We start from the raw sequence: 13,832 nt of genomic DNA on the forward strand, positions 1-13,832 counted from the left end.
GTCAGCTGCTGGCATCGGCAGGTAGCACATTGACGATACCGGACATGCCACTGTCTGCGTGATTGTCCAGAGGACAGGTAAAACGGAATTCTCCGGGGCGGGGGAAGTGGACAAGCAGCTCCCTTGTCAGCCCCGACGGAATGTCGAGCGATGGTGACTCGGACACCTGCTTGACGAGCGGTGAGGCGGCATCCGCAGATTCTGGAAGCTTATGGCGATGTCCACCACCGTCTGAGGCCTCCGCTTCATGGATGTACGCTGTTGTGGCGATTGAAAACTCGTCCCGTTCGCCCACCATGAAGCCATGATCCAGGCCGCTGCGATTCGTAATCACAAAGCGAACCGTGTCTCCAGCATGTACTTCACCGGCTTGACCATCGAAGCGATCATCATCCATCGCAAGACGTATGGTCTGATCATGCGCAGCTGAACCGAAGAGCGGGTCGGTCTGCTCGCTACTGGCGGTGCTTGTCGTAAGCGGGAGCAGCCCGAAAACTGCGGCGGTTAACGGCGGCCCGATACTTTTCATCACAGGGAGACCTCTCGAAGCATTCAGCTCCATTATTATACATCTGCCAGGAAGTACAGACTCGCCGAAAATAGCCTAATCTTTCAGTGCTCGATACTGTCGAGAAGCCTTTCAGGAGTTGTAACGAAAATGTTGAGAAAGATTTCAGTAAGCCAGAAGCTGGTTCTCCTTGTTGTACTCGCCGGTCTAGGTGTTTTGGTGACCACCTTGCTGGGGCTCCAGGATCTTCGAAAGGAGATGGAAGCTGGCCGGCTTGGCGAAGTTCAAAGCCTTGTAGAAAGTGCGCAGAATGTCGTTGACCACCACTACCGCCTTTACCAGTCAGGAGAGGTAATGGAAGATCAGGCGAAAGCTCAGGCACTCGCTAGCATCGCAGCAATGCGCTATGGAGACAGCGGCTATTTCTGGGTTCACAGTATGAACAACGACATGATCATGCACCCGCTGAAACCTGAATTGGACGGGACAAGTATTGCAGACACCGCAGACCCGAACGGCAAGCGCCTTTTCAATGAAATGACAAAAATCGTCAAGGCTCAGGACCAGGGCTTCGTGGATTACTTCTGGCCCATGCCGGGAAAGGATGAACCGGTGCAGAAGCTCTCGTATGTCAAAGGCTTCGAGCCGTGGGGCTGGATTGTTGGTAGCGGTATCTACGTCGACGATATCGAAGAACTGTTTGCCAGCACGCTCATTGATAAAGCCGGTATCGTGGCACTGACCCTGCTTGTTCTCATTGGCGTGTCGGTCTTCATCGCCAAGTCGATATCTGACCGCCTGAATGCCATTGCCAGCACTGTGCGTGAGATGCTGCGTTCAAAAGATTTCAGCAGTAACCTGAATGTCGATGGGCGGGATGAGCTCGCTCAGGTGGGTGCTTCCTTCAACGAACTGCTGGCAGTGGTGCGTTCGCTCCTGTCTCAGACAGCTGCCTCGGTGACGGAGCTCAGAAGTAGCATCAATGCCATTGGCGTGTCGATAGACCGGTCAACTGAGAGCACGGAGGCACAGAGCCAGGAGACGGCGCAAACCGCTACAGCCATGACTGAGATGTCAAGCTCCATCCTCGAGGTGGCAGGAAATGCCCAGGACGCTGCCGAAAAGGGAGAGGAGGCCAGGGCTTCCAGTGTTCAGGGCCGTGAGCGAATCAGGAAGACGATCAAGCTGATGGATGAGCTGGGCGCGGAAGTGAGTGGCACCACGAGCGTGATCTCTGGCCTCAAGCGAGATACCGATGATATCGGCCAGATACTTCAGGTCATTGGTGGTATAGCCGAACAAACCAATCTGTTGGCGCTCAATGCGGCTATTGAGGCTGCCAGGGCGGGGGACCAGGGTCGCGGTTTCGCTGTGGTCGCCGATGAGGTTCGAGCGCTTGCCAGTCGAACCAAGGAGTCGGCTACCGAGGTACACACGATTATCGAGCGTCTGCAACGCAGTGCTGATGAGGCAGTCGCCTTTACCGGCAAGAGCCAGACGAAGACCAGTCTCGTGATCGATGATATTCGCCAGACGGTGGAGATCCTCGAAGGGATCAACGATAGCGTCGCGAAAATGTCGGACATGAATATCAGCATAGCGAGTGCGGTGGAGCAACAGAGCGCAGTGGCCGAACAGGTCAATATCAGTGTGACCAGATTATCGGATCTGGCGGAAGCGATTGCTCACAATCAGAGTGAGATTCAGGCGAGTCTGGCTCGCCCCCGGAGTCTGGCAGAGCAACTGGACAGGATGTCGGTCGAATACCGCAGCTCATGAACATGTAAACAATCTCAATCCCAGGGTCGGCCGTACTACCGCTATACCCACGAGAACAATAATCCCCCTGGGAGGGTTTGCCATGACCAAGCCGGACGACGAGCGCCGCGCTATCCAGTCTTCTTCACGCCGACGCTTCATGAAAGCCATAGGCTTCTCCGGAATCGCAGCTGCCACTGCCCGGACTGGTTTCGACCCGGCATGGGCTGATCAGGCATCCAAAGATGAGCCTGATACAACCGCACCGGCTGAAGGTACCCACCGCATCACGCTGGTCATCAATGGGCGCAATGAGCAGCTCGACATCGAGCCGAACAGCGTCCTGCTCGATACCCTGCGAAACCGGCTCGAACTGACGGGCACCAAGAAAGGCTGTGATCACGGCCAATGTGGCGCCTGTACTGTCCATGTCAACGGCAAACCAGTGAACTCGTGCCTGACGCTCGCGGTGATGCACGATGGTGACGAGATCACGACTGTCGAAGGGCTCGCGAAGAATATCACGCCCAATCCCACCGCCTCGGACCTCGGTCCACTGCAGCAAGCCTTCCTCGAACATGACGCTTACCAATGCGGCTATTGCACGCCGGGTCAGATGATGACGGCCACGGCCATCCTGAGAGACAAACGGATCGGCAGTTCCGATGCGGACGTTCGCGAAGCGATGAGCGGCAACATCTGTCGCTGTGGTGCCTACAAGAATATCCTCGCTGCGGTGCAAGCTACCCGCGGCAAAGTCTGATCAGACAACAGGAGACAGGTCATGCGCAGCTTTGCTTATGAAAAAGCGGATAGCGTCGATGCGGCAGTCAAGTCACACGCCAACAAACGATCATCCTATATCGCCGGAGGCACCACACTCATCGATCTTGTGAAACTCGATGTGATGCGCCCGGAACAGGTGGTTGATATCAATAGGTTGCCTTTGGGGGAAGTCGAGCGGCTGTCTGATGGTCGCCTGAAGGTTGGCGCGCTGGTGAGTAATACAGACCTCGCCTATCATGATGTCGTTATGGAAGAATATGCTGTGTTGTCGGAGGCCCTGCTGTCGGGAGCATCCACGCAGCTGCGCAATATGGCCAGCACCGCAGGTAATGTGATGCAGCGGGTACGCTGCCCCTATTTCCGTGATGGCGTCTCCGACTGTAACAAGCGTGAGCCTGGCAGCGGCTGCTCGGCAATCGGCGGCCATAATCGAAGCGTGCATGCGGTGCTTGGCACGAGCGAGCAGTGCATAGCCAGTCATCCATCGGACATGTGTGTCGCCATGGCCGCCATTGGGGCGACAGTTCTGGTGGAAGGTCCTAAGGGCGCTCGCGAAATAGATTTCCTGGATTTTCATCTTCTGCCTGGCGATAACCCTCAACATGAGCACGCGCTCGAGCCTGACGAGCTGATTACCCACGTCGTCCTGAATGCCCCCTTGAAAGGTAGCCGGTCAAGCTATCTCAAACTTCGTGACCGAGCCTCCTATCAATTTGCCCTCGCTTCGAGTGCCGTCATTCTGTCTGTTGAAAGCGGGGTGATTCGCGATGCGCGGCTAGCACTTGGCGGGGTAGGCACGAAACCCTGGCGGGCTAAATCCGCTGAGCAGGCTCTGATCGGTAAAAAGCCGGAAAAAAGCGTGTTCGAAGCTGCCGCCGAAAAAGCCTTCGAAACGGCGAAAGCTTATAAGCACAATGCCTACAAGATTCCGCTGGGCCAGCAGGCGATCGTGAGAAGTCTTGAATTGGTCAGCAGCGACAATGGAGCTACGTCATGAGCAAGAATTTGGTAGGTGCTGCAGTGCCACGCGTTGACGGTGCGAGAAAACTCTCTGGTCTGGCGCCTTATACCTCCGATAATCATCTGCCGAACATGGCTTACGGGTATGGCGTGTTCAGTACGATTGCCAGCGGCAAGATCACTGGCATTGACACAGGCGAAGCGAGCAAGATGCCGGGTGTGATCGACATCTTCCATCATAAGCACTTTCCCAAGCTCTACCGCACGCCGTCGAGCTTCGAAGAAGAGAACAAGGTCGACGAAACCCGGCTGCCATTTGAAGACGACATGGTTCATTATGCCGGCCAGTTTGTGGCCCTTGTCGTCGCCGAGACCTTCGAGCAGGCCCGTGCTGCAGCGTATCGGGTCAAGGTCGACTATAAGGCCGAGGACCCGATTGCCACCATGGATCAGGCACTGAAGCGTAGTGAGAAGAAGCCAGCGCCTCCGGAGACCGACCATAGCCGTGGCGAGCCCGACAAGCGCTTTGAGTCGGCCGCGCGCAAGATCGAGCGCGTGTATACCACGCCTGTGGAAACACATAATCCGATGGAGCTGCATGCTAGCGTCGCCCACTGGGAGAACGGCCGCCTGGTTCTGTTCGAAGCTTCCCAGGGCGTCATCTTTGCGCGTAATGTCATGTCCAAGGTCTTTGGTATCGCACCGAGCCAGGTCGAGGTGAGAGCGCCGTTCATAGGCTCAGGTTTCGGTAGCAAGCTCTGGATCTGGCCACATGCGGTAGCCGCGGCTGCGGCTGCTCGCGAAGTGAAACGACCAGTACAGTTGGTCGTGCCCCGACAGGAAATGTTCACCACAACGGGGCAGCGCCCTGCCACCCATCAGACGCTCAGGATTGCCACCGGTGAACAGGGCAAGCTGCAAGCACTGACACAGGATTCGATCAACAGCACATCAACTACCGATGTGTATGTCGAGTCATCCGGATCGTGCACCAAAAGCCTGTACGACTGTCCGGATCTCAGGGTCAGCCATGCCACTGTAGCCTCGAATCGGGGCACGCCCACATCGATGCGCGCGCCAGGTGCCGCACCGGGATTGTTTGCGCTGGAATCAGCGATGGATGAAATGGCCATCGAGCTGGGCATGGACCCACTGGAGTTCCGCAAACTCAACTTCACCGATCGTGATCAAAGCCTGGATCTGCCGTTTTCGAGTATCCACCTGTTGGAGGCTTATGAAAAAGGGGCAGAAAAGTTTGGCTGGTCTGAACGAAATCCTGAGATCGGCTCCATGCGCGATGGTGACGAAGTCATTGGTTGGGGCGTGGCCGCCTGTAACTGGGAGGCGCTCAAGCGAGACTGCTCAGCCAGAGTGTCCATGCGTAGTGACGGTACAGTGTTCGCGTCGTGTGCGACTCAGGACATTGGCACGGGCACCTACACCATTCTGGCCCAGGTCATCAGTGATCTGACTGGAGTTGCCATCGACAAGGTTGATATCGAGCTGGGCTCGTCGGCCTACCCGTCCGGCCCTGTGTCTGGAGGCTCGTGGGCCACCGCGACCACGCTACCTGCGATCGCCAAAGCAACGAAGAATGCCATCGACCAGTTGAAGGTGTACGCCACCAGTAGCAACGCCAAGTTCGCTGACCAAAAGCCGGAGGACCTGAAGTACGAAGACGGTGAAGTGATATCAGGTTCAGGTGATCGCATCAGCTTCACGGAACTCCTGAAGCAACAGAGGCTGGCAAGTGCGGACGGAGAAGCCGACACGCCCGCAGCGGAGCAGGACAAGTTCTCTTTCAGGTCCTTCGGTGTGCATTTTGTCGAAGTCAGGTGGGACGAAGCCATTTCGAACCTCCGGGTCTCCCGAGTAGTGAGCGCAATCGACGTCGGGAAGATCATCAACAGCACTACGGCCGCCAATCAGGTCGAAGGCGCTGTGGTCATGGGTATCGGCATGGCACTCTATGAAGCGACTGAATATGACCACCGCACCGGCCTCCCTGTGAACAACGACTATGCGGAGTATCTGGTGCCCACCCACGCTGACCAGCCTGACAGCGTTGATGTCATCCTGCTGGATCATCCGGACTATGACTTCAACGAATACGGCGCCAGGGGCATTGGCGAAATCGGTATCACCGGACTTGCAGCTGCAGTCGCCAATGCGGTACACCATGCAACAGGCAAGCGCGTGAGAGATTTACCGATCCGCCTTGAAAAGCTCATGGCCACCTGAGACGGATAGCTAGAATATCCTGAACTCAAGGGTGGCCCGCCCACCAGCACTGCCGGTGCCGCCACTGTCACTCCTCGGCGTGGCCGTCACCGTGTGCGGGCCATTGGCGAAGTCGAACGGCTGGTAGTCGCCATTGCTGTCGCTGGCCAGCGCATAGGGCGGATTGTTCTCGATCTGAATAGTCGTTGTCTCGTCATAGTCGAACACGACGCTGCCCGGTGAGCCGCTCACCTGTGCCCGGATAGACAGGTTCTCCGGCAGGGTGCTCTTTATGAGCAGGTCGCCGCTTCTGATCTCCCGAATGTCTGTGTCGCTATCGGTATCGACCAGATAGAACGCTGTCACGAATGCGCTCAGCCCACCCGCTTCATAGGCGCCAAGGTCGCACAGGCCATCAGATGTATCGGTAAAGAGGCTTTGCGGCCTTGGTACGCCTCGTTGATCCGTCGCCCGGCAGGCATCGGCAGCTGGACCGCCCGGCGTGAAGGGATAGCCAGCGTTCAGTGCAGGGCTGTTGGAGCCGATGGCGTGGGTACGGGTAGGGCCGCCATTGTTGGCCAGGCGAAGCAGATTGGGATCTTCGTTAAGGATATAGGTGCTGAGCAGGGCGTTGATATCGCATTCACTTTCATCCTGAATCAGGTTGTATCGGCTGTCGCTGGTGAGCGGGCCGACACAGTCGCTCGGCACATCCTGAGAGCCAACGCGCTTGGTGTTCCCGGCTAAGAGGCTGTTTTTCATCACTGTGGTTTTGCCCTCGACCGTCTGAAGGCCGCCAGCACCGACGGATGCAGCGTCCTCGCCGCCGGTATTCCCGGTGATCGTCACGTTGCGGAGTACCGCGAACCCGTTCTGCAGCATGCCGCCAGCTGATCGACCGGGCGACAGGCCTCGGTTGCCGCTTATAGTAACGTTATACAGGTTGAGGATGCCGGTGGAATTGTTGTGCAGGGCACCGGCGCGATTGGATTCGTTATCGACCAACAGTGAGTTTTCCAGTACCAGCCTGCCGAAATTCCAGACCGCTCCGCCAAAGGCGCCCGTAGCGCTATTGCCATCGAATTCGACCTGATCACCTTCTACGTCCGCGCCCTCAGACACCAGCAGCCCACCCCCGCCGGTGAAACCATAATTATCGGAAAAGCGCACTCTGAACAACTGGACGTTACCCGCATCGACATACACGCCTCCGCCAGCCTGCGAGTTGCCCCCGGTAATCGTAAGATGACGCAGGGCCACTTCATTCCCACCCAGAATACGAATGACCGTCGAATTGTCTTCGGCATCGATAATCGTCGAACTGGTACCGGAACCCTGAAGCGCCATGCTGCTCTGGATGTTCAGGTAGCCGCTGTTGGGATCGCTGTCAGGCAGATCGAGAGTGTAGGTGCCGGGCGGTATGTTGATGGTGTAAACACCAGCGGACTCATGAGCTTCAGTCACCGCTGCCCGTAGGGTACAGAAGCCAAGCGCGTCTGCGCACTCACCATCACCGGGTGAACTGTCAGGCCGGTCGGCGGTGGAATCGACAGTGAAACTGCACCCTGAAATGAGCGCGATAAAAGGAATTGAGACAATGAGATCCAAGCGGCGAATTGACGTCATGACGGAATACCCCGACGACGTGGCTCCACTGCCCAGCTGAGCGAATTGGAAGGAACAACCTTCGAATATGCTAGACCTTCCGGATCAAGAATTCTATCAGATTTTCCCTGCCTGGGGACGGGCGCGACCTTCTGAAATATTCACTTCTATTTAAACACTTTATAGAACTGGTTTAGGTTTTGGGGTATCAAGTAAAAATCTAGCTAATTCATCGACCTAATTCATCGACCTATCACCTTGCAAGCCTAGACTGGGGTGGCTAACCTTTGATTGAATTTTACACAGGTGCTCATTCCGGATATTTCATGAACAAGCCAATCGACTTCCGTCGTTTCTCATGTCGCCAATGCCTCGAAGAGGCCGACATTGGCTTCGACTTCACCATGGCTTTTCAGCCTTTAGTCCGATATTCCAACCGAAGTGTCATCGGCTATGAAGCCCTTGTTCGCGGCCTGGAAAACGAGTCGGCCTGGTCCATTTTGCAACAGGTCAACGCCAGCAATCGATATCGCTTCGATCAACTTTGCCGTATCAAGGCCATTGAACTAGCAGCAAGACTCAAGCTATCCGGTACTTTGAGCATCAACTTTCTTCCGAATGCAGTCTACCGTCCCGAACTCTGCATCAGGACCACCTTCGAAGCGGCCGAACTGTTCGGATTTCCAGTCGAAAATATTCTGTTCGAGTTCACCGAGAACGAAGAACTCATCTCGGCCTCACATGTCAAGACCGTCGTGGAGTCGTATCAGAAGATGGGTTTTCAAACGGCCATCGATGACTTCGGTGCCGGCTATTCCGGGCTCAAACTGCTTGCAGACTTTCAAACGGACATCGTCAAGTTCGATATGGCGCTCGTCAGAAACATAGACCGTGACGTAGCGCGCCAGAAGATCATTCGACATTGCGTGAGTCTCTGCGTCGATCTCGGCACCACGCCGCTCGCAGAAGGCATAGAGACGCAGGCAGAGGCAGAGATGCTTGCCTCCCTTGGCGTAGACCTCATGCAGGGTTATCTGTTCGCGCGACCAGGCTTCGAACATCTGCCAAGCTGTTCCTTCGAATAGCGCTATAAGTCCTTCCCTCCAGTCAGCTACGCTGATGCACACTACCTCTCCGACTCCGACTCCGACTCCGACTCCTACTCCGACTCCGACTCCGACTCCGACTCCGACTCCGACTCCGACTCCGACTCCGATTTGAGCACAGGTGTACTTGATTGGGATTTCGTATAGATTCCGAAAGGGTCCGCGAAACAGCCAGGGGGCATGATGGTTTTGCCAGCCAGTTATTGGTGGCGATAATCAACCATGAATGAGGAAGTGACTATGACAAACAATCTTAAAGGCATTGTTCTAGCGACTGTATGTTCAACCGCACTGCTCGGTGCAACCACTGCACTTGCCGACAAGGAAGATCGCGAAGCCCTGGCCGCAGCGAAAATTTCGCTGGTAGAAGCTATTCAGGCAGCTGAAGGTGCCAATGGTGGCAAGGCCTTCGATGCGAGTATCGATGATGACAGTTTCGAGCCTGAGTACGAGGTGTCGATCATCAGAGATGACCGCACCTATGACGTTCGGGTCAACGCCGTGTCAGGCGAAGTGATTGGAGAGCGTGAGGATCATGACGATTGATCTCGCCTCGTCGAATCTACAGGTCGGAATACTGATACATGCGCCTGCTGCTACTCGAAGATGAGCTCGATACCGCGAATTATGTCATTCGCGGGTTTGAGCAGCATGATGATGTCGTCGTCCATGCTGGCGACGGTCACACCGGCTTGCTCATGGCAATGGAAGGCGGCTATGACGCCCTGATGATCGACAGGATGCTACCTGGTCTGGATGGGCTCAAGGTACTGTCGATGCTCAGGGCTGGGGGGGATCGTACGCCAGCCATATTCCTGACTGCGGTTGGTGGATTGAAGGATCGAATTGAAGGGCTTGACCTGGCAGATGACTACCTGGTCAAGCCTTTTGCCTTTGCAGAGCTGCAAGCCCGCATCGGCGCCATCTGCCGCAGGCCTCAGGGTCAGGTCCAGGACACCATGCTCAAGGTGGCTGATCTTGAAATCGATCTCCTGCGCCGGACAGTGCAACGCGCGGGTCAGGCAGTGGCGCTTCAACCTACTGAACTCCGCTTGCTCGAATGTCTTCTTAGGCAGAAAGGTCGGGTAGTGACCCGCACTATGCTGTTGGAGGACGTCTGGGAATTTCACTTCGACCCCGGCACCAATATTGTTGAAACCCACATCAGCCGATTGCGCGCGAAAATCGATCGCGGATATGACCGTGAACTGATCAGGACGGTCAGGGGCTCCGGATACATGATCGATGATTCAGACTAGCCTGTTCAGAACTGCCGGCTTTCACTATGCCGCCTGGTCGGCGCTGGTGTTCGGCTTGAGTGCCATGATTCTCGGCGTGTTCGTCTATTACAGCGTTCGTGAGAACATGGAGCAGCAACTTCAGGACAATATCACTGCCGAGACTGCGCAGTTGCTGGGCGACTATGGCGACCAGGGTATCGAAGAGCTGAGACACGACATTCGCGAGCGAATTGAGCGAAATCCAACGCCGCGTCTGTTTTATACGCTGGAAAATGCTGAGGGCGACACCGTTTTCGACCGACTCCCGCTCGCAAGTAAGGATGGCTGGAGCAAGCTCGCGTTATCCGGTCGATCTGATCGCCTCATGTTGACTACCACGCTCGACGACGGATTTCGGCTGGGCGTGGCTGCTGATACGAGAAGCATTGTGCAATTGGGGCAGGGGCTGCGGCAGACTATCCTGATTGCGCTGGCCGGTATGCTTCTGCTGAGTGTTCTGTCCGGACTGCTGGTGAGCTGGCGCTTCCTGAACCGCGTTGATCAATTCAAACGCACCGCCGAGAAGGTGGGGGCCGGCGCCCTGACAGAACGGATCCCGCTGGATGAGGTCGGCGATGATTTCGATCAGCTGGCGCTGGCCATCAATCGCATGCTCGACCGAATTGAACAGCTGATGAATGATGTGCGGTATGTGTCAGTCGGTATTGCCCACGATCTTCGGACACCGCTTGGGACCTTGCGGCAACGCTTGGAACGACTGGCAACTTTGCAGGCGACGGACGAAGCCCGTGAAGCAAGCGAAGAGGCCCTGAAAGTGCTTGATGAAACAATGAAGACCTTTTCAGCGCTGCTGACCATCGGCGAACTCGATTCAGGCAGCGCCACGCTGGGATTCGAGTCTATCGATCTGTCAGCGTTGTTTGAGACGCTGATGGATGCCTATGGGCCGATCGCAGAAGAGCGGCAGGTGAGGCTAGACTGCGAAGTGCAGGGCCAGGTGCGGATGACCGGCGACAGACAGCTGATCATGCAACTTTTCACCAACCTCCTCGACAACGCTTTCAGTCATAATGATGGTAGATTCAGCTTGAGCTTGCAGACGTACCAAACTGACACCGGCATCGAAGTCGTTGTGGCCGATACCGGCAAGGGTGTCCCTCGATCCGCGTTTACCGAGGTGCTCAAACCTTTTCATCGACTTGATGCCAGTCGCCATACGCCCGGTACCGGGCTGGGTCTCAGTCTGGCAGCCAGTATTGCAGCGAGGCATGGCGCCAGGATGGTTTTGGAGGACAATGCGCCGGGGCTGCGGGTGACCGTCAGTTTCCTTACGCAGTTGGGCGGCCGAGCTCACTAGCCATGCCGGAGACTACTTGCTCAAGTCAGGCCGTCTGTCCAGGTACGACTCATTCATCACGATGCGATGCACACCAGCCACATTGAGCGGAAGCCACTCGTCATAAATGGAGAGCTGGCTATACCGGGGCAAGCGGATGTCTGCCTGAAGTGTTTTGCCATCCAGGATGCCTTCATTTACAGCGTTATACACATCCTCGGCATACGCTAGGTATTCTTTGACATCGCCTCTGGGTTGATCGGATCGGTCACGATGATGCCTGCATCAGTGACCATGAAGGCGGAATGGTAGTGCTGGTAGGAAAAGCGGTAAACATTGTCTGTTACCAGTTCGATTGAATATGGCTCTTTGGCTACGGTCGAGGCTGTAATCAGTGCAGACATCGCGATAAGCAATGCACCGAATCTCCTGCATTTCCCCTTAAGCTGAAGCATGGCGCTTTTCCTGTAGACGACCAATTGATATACGCCCTTGAATTTCAATTTGATTGTGCCACTGAGGACTGGTTGTCGTATAAAGTAACCAGGTCCGAAGCCAGATCTCTGTTGGAGCGAGACGCGCAAGCTTTGGAGCTGCCAACCCTCAACCCCTGCATCACTGATCCCGTTCACGGGCTTTGGAGAAGATCATGGACTTTGACCCCGACGGGAAGCGACTCCCGATCAAGATCGATACCACTTCAAACGGCGAGTTCGTCCCCACGCCACTCACCCCCGCGGAGCAACGCGCGAATCACCACGCCATGGAGTTGGTGGGGAATGCGGCGCGTCGTATTGGCCTGAGTCGCAGGAAGTTCGTCATCTCTTCGGCAGGCAGCGCAGCGACCTTGCTGGCCTTCAACAAGGCTCACGGCGCGGTCGGCGGTTTTTTTGATCTCCACCCGGACTCAGCTTATGATCTGGCTACCCTGAAATCACAGCCGGGATGAAAGCCAAAATCTTCGGCTTGAACGCAGCAGAAGTCTACGGCCTGGATGTGGCTGAAATTCAGAGCCAGAGCACGGCAGACAGACTGGCTCGGCTGAAGGCCGAGTATTGCGAGCAACCCAATCCGAGCTACGTCACTTTCGGTCCTAAAACCCGTCGCGACTTTTTTACCATGCTTGCACGAACCCGAGGGCGTCCCGGCTAGTGGTCTTGGGGAGCGAGCGCACGAACTGGAGAGAGCTGATGGGCGTGTTTTCTGCAAAGCTGACGGGCCCTCTATGCATGGTGTTGTGGACCTTGTCTGCGTCTGGTGAAGTGTCCGTGATGCCTTTGGAACACGCCAGCGCCACTGACGCCGATCAACACATCGTTTTCGCGGACTGGACTGGTGCGCCTGAGCCATTCGCTGCATCGAGTGACCTTGCAGACGATCGTCAAGGCCTCATCAGGGAGGTCGGGCATCTGTTGGCAAGAGCGCTTCAGAAAGAGGCCGTTTTCAAGCCGCTCCCGGGCGGGCGGATTCAGGTAGAGCTATTGGCAGGTCGCATAGATGCCAACTGCATGACATCGCCGAAATGGTGGGCGCAGCCTACGGAAGTCAAATGGACGGAACCCCTGTTTACTGGCGGGGAAGGCCCGATTATGCGAGCCGATATGGCGGACTCGGTCACTGAGATCGAGGATCTCCATGGAAAGACTGTAAGCCTTTACCGGAAATTTGAGTATGACGATCCATTGAAGAAGTTGATCGAAGAAGAGCGGATCAAAGTTGTCCTGGTAGACAGTCTCGATAAGGCGCTCTCACTGCTCCAGATGGGCCGAATTGACGCACATATCGAGTTCACCAGCGTGTCTTTCAGAATTCTCGAAGATCCTGATTACCAAACCAGCCTGAAAATGGCGCCGCTTCGCACTGATACTTTTGGGTATTCCTGTGCCGTCGCTGACCACCTCATCCCTCAGCTGGATAGCATGAATTCAGCTATTCAGCAGGCTCAACAGAATGGTGAGATCACGGCATTGCTCCGTAGATACAATTTTCCCGACTCGCAACATTTACCAGTGTCCTCGAAGGAGTAAGAGAGATCGTGAATTTGGTCACCAAGAAACCCTGCATCGATGTCTGCGAATTCGACAAGCACGCCATCTGTAAGGCCTGTGGACGAAGCAAGCAGGAGAAAAAGGAATGGAAGCAGATGTCCGATGCCGAAAAGCAGGCGATCTGGGATCGCGTCCTGATCTCACATGGTTCTGGTAAGGGAAAAGACTCCCGCAGCTTGCGGGCGCTCTACGAAAAGGCCCGAAGCAAAAAGGCGAAAAAGTAGTAAACAGCGGGGGAACAACGGCGAGCAGGTTGATTTTCGC

Annotated in this window: 16 protein-coding genes; 12 read left to right on the forward strand and 4 right to left on the reverse strand. The window is 55.8% G+C overall.

Annotated features, from left to right (window positions below; all coding sequences use genetic code 11):
- Position 1: 1 nt before the first annotated feature.
- Complete coding sequence (locus ABD735_RS00780; protein WP_344802288.1) at positions 2 to 529, reverse strand: cupredoxin domain-containing protein; 528 nt, start codon at positions 527 to 529, stop codon at positions 2 to 4.
- Between the two features lie 129 nt (positions 530 to 658).
- Between ABD735_RS00780 and ABD735_RS00785 the strand changes: the two genes are divergently transcribed.
- The 4 genes from ABD735_RS00785 to ABD735_RS00800 all read left to right on the forward strand — a co-directional run bounded on the left by ABD735_RS00785 (position 659) and on the right by ABD735_RS00800 (position 6,253).
- Complete coding sequence (locus ABD735_RS00785) at positions 659 to 2,287, forward strand: methyl-accepting chemotaxis protein (RefSeq protein ID WP_344802290.1); 1,629 nt, start codon at positions 659 to 661, stop codon at positions 2,285 to 2,287.
- An 82-nt stretch (positions 2,288 to 2,369) separates the two neighbouring features.
- Complete coding sequence (locus ABD735_RS00790) at positions 2,370 to 3,029, forward strand: (2Fe-2S)-binding protein (RefSeq protein WP_344802292.1); 660 nt, start codon at positions 2,370 to 2,372, stop codon at positions 3,027 to 3,029.
- Positions 3,030 to 3,050: 21 nt separating this feature from the next.
- Complete coding sequence (locus ABD735_RS00795) at positions 3,051 to 4,049, forward strand: FAD binding domain-containing protein (RefSeq protein WP_344802294.1); 999 nt, start codon at positions 3,051 to 3,053, stop codon at positions 4,047 to 4,049.
- Complete coding sequence (locus ABD735_RS00800; protein WP_344802296.1) at positions 4,046 to 6,253, forward strand: xanthine dehydrogenase family protein molybdopterin-binding subunit; 2,208 nt, start codon at positions 4,046 to 4,048, stop codon at positions 6,251 to 6,253. Before ABD735_RS00795 ends, ABD735_RS00800 begins: the two co-directional genes overlap by 4 nt.
- 9 nt (positions 6,254 to 6,262) lie before the next feature.
- Here ABD735_RS00800 and ABD735_RS00805 read toward each other — a convergent pair whose 3' ends face one another.
- Positions 6,263 to 7,858 carry a choice-of-anchor Q domain-containing protein gene (locus ABD735_RS00805; RefSeq protein WP_344802298.1) on the reverse strand — a complete coding sequence of 532 codons (1,596 nt, stop codon included), beginning with the start codon at positions 7,856 to 7,858 and terminating at the stop codon, positions 6,263 to 6,265.
- Positions 7,859 to 8,163: 305 nt separating this feature from the next.
- Between ABD735_RS00805 and ABD735_RS00810 the strand changes: the two genes are divergently transcribed.
- The 4 genes from ABD735_RS00810 (at position 8,164) to ABD735_RS00825 (ending at position 11,541) form a co-directional block, all read left to right on the forward strand.
- A complete protein-coding gene (locus ABD735_RS00810) occupies positions 8,164 to 8,922 on the forward strand; it encodes an EAL domain-containing protein (RefSeq protein WP_344802300.1) in 759 nt (252 codons plus the stop codon).
- Between the two features lie 261 nt (positions 8,923 to 9,183).
- Positions 9,184 to 9,489 (forward strand): PepSY domain-containing protein, encoded by a 306-nt coding sequence (locus tag ABD735_RS00815; protein WP_344802302.1) that lies wholly within the window; start codon positions 9,184 to 9,186, stop codon positions 9,487 to 9,489.
- A gap of 38 nt (positions 9,490 to 9,527) precedes the next feature.
- Positions 9,528 to 10,202 carry a winged helix-turn-helix domain-containing protein gene (locus ABD735_RS00820; RefSeq protein WP_344802304.1) on the forward strand — a complete coding sequence of 225 codons (675 nt, stop codon included), beginning with the start codon at positions 9,528 to 9,530 and terminating at the stop codon, positions 10,200 to 10,202.
- Positions 10,189 to 11,541, forward strand: a complete 1,353-nt coding sequence (locus ABD735_RS00825; protein ID WP_344802306.1) for a sensor histidine kinase — start codon at positions 10,189 to 10,191, stop codon at positions 11,539 to 11,541. The genes ABD735_RS00820 and ABD735_RS00825 overlap by 14 nt, the downstream gene beginning before the upstream one ends.
- Positions 11,542 to 11,553: 12 nt before the next feature.
- On the opposite strand, the gene ABD735_RS00830 is transcribed toward ABD735_RS00825, so the two are convergent.
- Positions 11,554 to 11,733 carry a hypothetical protein gene (locus ABD735_RS00830; protein WP_344802308.1) on the reverse strand — a complete coding sequence of 60 codons (180 nt, stop codon included), beginning with the start codon at positions 11,731 to 11,733 and terminating at the stop codon, positions 11,554 to 11,556.
- Positions 11,734 to 11,747: 14 nt separating this feature from the next.
- A complete protein-coding gene (locus ABD735_RS00835; RefSeq protein ID WP_344802310.1) occupies positions 11,748 to 11,975 on the reverse strand; it encodes a hypothetical protein in 228 nt (75 codons plus the stop codon).
- 194 nt (positions 11,976 to 12,169) lie between these two features.
- Here ABD735_RS00835 and ABD735_RS00840 point away from each other — a divergent pair, with 194 nt between their 5' ends.
- The 4 genes from ABD735_RS00840 to ABD735_RS00855 are packed head-to-tail and all read left to right on the forward strand — an operon-like array spanning position 12,170 to position 13,792.
- On the forward strand, positions 12,170 to 12,469 hold the full coding sequence (locus tag ABD735_RS00840; protein WP_344802312.1) for a hypothetical protein: 300 nt from the start codon (positions 12,170 to 12,172) through the stop codon (positions 12,467 to 12,469).
- The gene (locus ABD735_RS00845; RefSeq protein ID WP_344802314.1) at positions 12,466 to 12,672 is read left to right on the forward strand and encodes a hypothetical protein; all 207 of its coding nucleotides are present in this window, start codon (positions 12,466 to 12,468) and stop codon (positions 12,670 to 12,672) included. The genes ABD735_RS00840 and ABD735_RS00845 overlap by 4 nt, the downstream gene beginning before the upstream one ends.
- 38 nt (positions 12,673 to 12,710) lie before the next feature.
- On the forward strand, positions 12,711 to 13,547 hold the full coding sequence (locus ABD735_RS00850) for a substrate-binding periplasmic protein (protein ID WP_344802316.1): 837 nt from the start codon (positions 12,711 to 12,713) through the stop codon (positions 13,545 to 13,547).
- An 8-nt stretch (positions 13,548 to 13,555) separates the two neighbouring features.
- Positions 13,556 to 13,792 carry a DUF1289 domain-containing protein gene (locus ABD735_RS00855; protein ID WP_344802318.1) on the forward strand — a complete coding sequence of 79 codons (237 nt, stop codon included), beginning with the start codon at positions 13,556 to 13,558 and terminating at the stop codon, positions 13,790 to 13,792.
- The last annotated feature ends 40 nt before the right edge of the window (positions 13,793 to 13,832 follow it).

Source organism: Allohahella marinimesophila, from assembly GCF_039538005.1.
GTDB lineage: Bacteria > Pseudomonadota > Gammaproteobacteria > Pseudomonadales > Oleiphilaceae > Allohahella > Allohahella marinimesophila.